Genomic DNA, 3,331 nt, shown 5'->3' with positions numbered 1-3,331 from the left:
TGCCATGGTGACATCCTTCCAGCCCGCCCACGTTGGGCAAGCCATCTCAGTTGTCACCTATCCGTGCAGCAGACCCAACGAACGATGCAATTGCGAGTGAGCTCGACCGGCGGGGCGGTCCGGGTGGCGATGCGACCCACGGGGAAGGACCATGTGGCAGCGGGGGAGGCTGAGTGGACACGCGAGGGGCCTATTTCTCTAGAGACACGTCGAAAGGCGCGATACCGACGCACTGATTCAGGATCTGAGGCGGTGAAACAGGATCGCGTTTGTTCAGACGCATCAACGTAGTCGATCACTGCAATGCCTCGATTAGGTTCTAAAACAATCGTGCTGTTACCGACCCTCGTCCTGATCATCATCAAGCTTTCGGTCGGGCAGGATGATTCGCCGACTTGCAACCGGTTTGCCCTCAACACGTTTGATGACCTCAGCGGTCGGCGGCGGTGTCGTGATACGTCCCTGGACGGGAGCGCCATTTTTAACTGTCGGCGGCACAATACGTTTGGTGTCGGGTTTCTCGTCCTTGCCGGCACTTGCTCCGTGCATGGCGCCCGGCGGCATCATCGGCATTGCACTCATCCCGCCCCTGGGCGCATTCGCGGGCGACGATGTACTCGGTGGGTGGATTGAGGTGGTGCGCGACGACGCGGGCTCAGTACCGGCTGACGGGGCAGGAAGCGGGCTGAGGCTGGATGTCGGTGTGGTGGAGCCTAATCCACCGCCCACACCGCCGCCGCCCTCACCGCCACCGCTCGTCGAGCCTGTCAACTCACCGGGTATTGCCGCACCAGCTCCCGCCGCGCCCTCCGCACCCTGTTGTAGAGCGCCCATACCGGTCTGCATCATCTGCTGTCCGATCTGCGCTGCCTGCTGCGGAAGCTGGCTCAACGGCTGGAGCAATCCTTGCATGGCACCTGAAATGCCGCCCGCTACACCGGAAATCATCTGCGGGATCTGCTGGGCCATCTCAGCAGGGCTACCAGCGCCGCCTAGCTTTCCGACCGATTCTGCTTCATTCGCAGGGAATTTCGCCATCGCATCGGCGGTCTTCGCGCTACGTTCCGCGTATCCATTCTCGGCGTCGGTCATGTCCTGGGGATCGCCGCCATTGGCCGCGAGGCCAAGCAGTCTCAAAAGCTGACTTAGGGGAACGGTACCCGTGGCCAGGGGATCGGGCGTGATGCCGGGCGGCGGCGGCTGCTCGGTCAGCTGGGCGAGGCGCTCAAGGATTATGCGAATTTCGTCGTCGCCACTCATCTCGTCCCCCGGCCCGGCCGAATCCAGCCGTTGAGGCACACGGGTTTCCGCGCAGAGGATCGCCCGACGAGCGAGCCAGTGCCGGTGCCCATCTTCGCCTCCCCAACTAAGACCGCGAGGCTCTTCCCCTATGCCCTGATGGCGAGGCTAGTGCCGCTATCCATGCTGGTCAATTCACCCGTAAAGATAATCCTTCTGCGGCGGAGGCGACGTTCCAATTACTAACGACAATGTGATGGTCAAGATCGCGAATAGTCCCACGAAGGCGATTATGCCTGCGAAAGCCGCTAGCGCACCCACAGAGAAGGCATTAGTCCGACGGAAGTTTCTCGTAATTCCCCAGAGCGCTAGAGGGAGGATAGGCGCGAAGATCCAGAACACACCAAGCGTGAGAAGCGTAGAGATGAAACCGGCGAACAGGCCAGCCACAAGCTGTCTTGGATGCCTCTGCGCGTACTCAAACGATCCCACGTCAGAACACTCCCTGCTTGGGCAACACGACGGCCAGCGTGATGATCAACAGGATTGACCCGCCAGTCAGCGGGGCCAAAATAATGCCGATCGCTCTGCTGCGCCAAACCGACGTTCTAGCGCGGCTGTACAGGACGACCCCAACAGCGAGGACACCGATAGAGACGGCCGTAACCATTGTGTAGAAATAGCCAATGGACGTATGTCTGTGTGACAGCGGAACCAGCAGCGCCAACATCACTGCCCAGAAAAAGCCACCGGCTATCCCTCCGAAGAAGACAGCTCGTACCCAGTTGATGGGCTCTTTCATCCGACTCAATCGATTCTCGCTATTTGGACGGCAATACGGGCAACAGTACAGCTGGATCGTGTACGCCGATCTTTGTTGGGTGGTCAACCGGTCCGAGGGGATACATGCCCGGTGGGCTCGCGACAAGCGGCGGTCCGATCGGCGCGACAGGCGGCAGGTGACTGCCATGCGGTAAGCCGGGAAGCCGGGAAGCCGGATACTGGTCGTTGAAGGACGGTTCGAGGGCGCCGTCGCCGATGGGTCTATGCCACCACAGGCCAAGTAACGGTCCGCCGGCCCGTTCTTCAAAGAGTGGCCACGATTGCACCAGGTTCGTTATGCCCCGTCCGGAGCGATCGTTGTAGATCTCGAGCGCCGGGAAGTTCGTCACGGTACCCCCGACGCGGGGGCCGTCGGCGGTCGGCTGAACAGCGAGGCTGCCGTTCACGTCGAAAGGGATTGCCTTGGCGAGATTCTCGCCGCCGGGCGAGAACGGGTCTGCGGCGCTGTATTTGATCAAGACTGCGCCGTTGCTCTTTTGGACCGCCGAGATGCTGGGTGTACCGACGCGGATCTTCCTGGTCACCTCATCGATTGAGGGATTCTGGCGCGCAACGATGATGCCGTTTTCATAGTCGACATATATTGACACCCGCGACTCCTCGGGGCCGGCTGTGGGCGAGAACCCTCGGTTATCGCCCAGGTTGTCGTGTAGGAGGCGCCAATCGATCTGCGGATCCCAAACTGCGCGGCCAGGAATGAACATATTGATCCGGACCACCCCTTGGCCCGGTACCGGGTTTATCTTCCCCACAACGATATTGGGTGGGTTGTCGTGATTCTTGGGCTCATAGCTGTGCGGATCGAGCGCTGCAGCCGTTTGCCAGTCAGTATCGGATCGGGGCGGCCGGCCGAAAACCTTCGTGAACGCATCGATTTGGTTCTTCCTGCGGTTTGCTTGGGTCCCGACCTGGAGAGCGGATCCTGGCGCGTCAACCGACTGGATCGCGGCCGCGTCGTAACCTTCGCCGCGGAGTGTGCTCAGAGACCTCTGAAGGGAGCATGAGTACACACGTTGCAGGTACCGCAGTTGTACGAGAGCCAATCTAGTATAGACAAGCGCTTGGTCTTCGATTGCGGCAATGTGCTGATTCACGTTGCTGTCCGCTGCACTAAGGGCCGCACCAGCTTGGCTATCAAGGACTTCCAGTTGAATCTCGAAGACCGAGATCAGGGTGAGAGGGACCCGTTTGGTGGTCCAGTCGCTATGCGGCTTGGGGTTGGTGGGTCGTGGTCCACTGTAGAGCGAAC

At 60.5% G+C, this 3,331-nt stretch carries 2 protein-coding genes and 1 pseudogene; all 3 read right to left on the bottom strand.

What is annotated here, in order from left to right:
• Nucleotides 1-336 precede the first annotated feature (336 nt).
• On the bottom strand, nt 337-1,260 hold the full coding sequence (locus AWC25_RS20735; protein WP_244899570.1) for a hypothetical protein: 924 nt from the start codon (nt 1,258-1,260) through the stop codon (nt 337-339).
• Between the two features lie 472 nt (nt 1,261-1,732).
• The gene (locus tag AWC25_RS20725; RefSeq protein ID WP_085167453.1) at nt 1,733-2,041 is read right to left on the bottom strand and encodes a hypothetical protein; all 309 of its coding nucleotides are present in this window, start codon (nt 2,039-2,041) and stop codon (nt 1,733-1,735) included.
• Between the two features lie 19 nt (nt 2,042-2,060).
• A pseudogene (locus tag AWC25_RS26895) lies at nt 2,061-3,331 on the bottom strand (hypothetical protein); the annotation flags it as partial.

The sequence above is a fragment of the Mycobacterium sherrisii genome, assembly GCF_002102355.1.
Taxonomy (GTDB): domain Bacteria; phylum Actinomycetota; class Actinomycetes; order Mycobacteriales; family Mycobacteriaceae; genus Mycobacterium; species Mycobacterium sherrisii.
The sequence above is the reverse complement of the archived record's forward strand: the minus strand, read 5'-3'. Positions and strand labels throughout refer to the sequence as shown.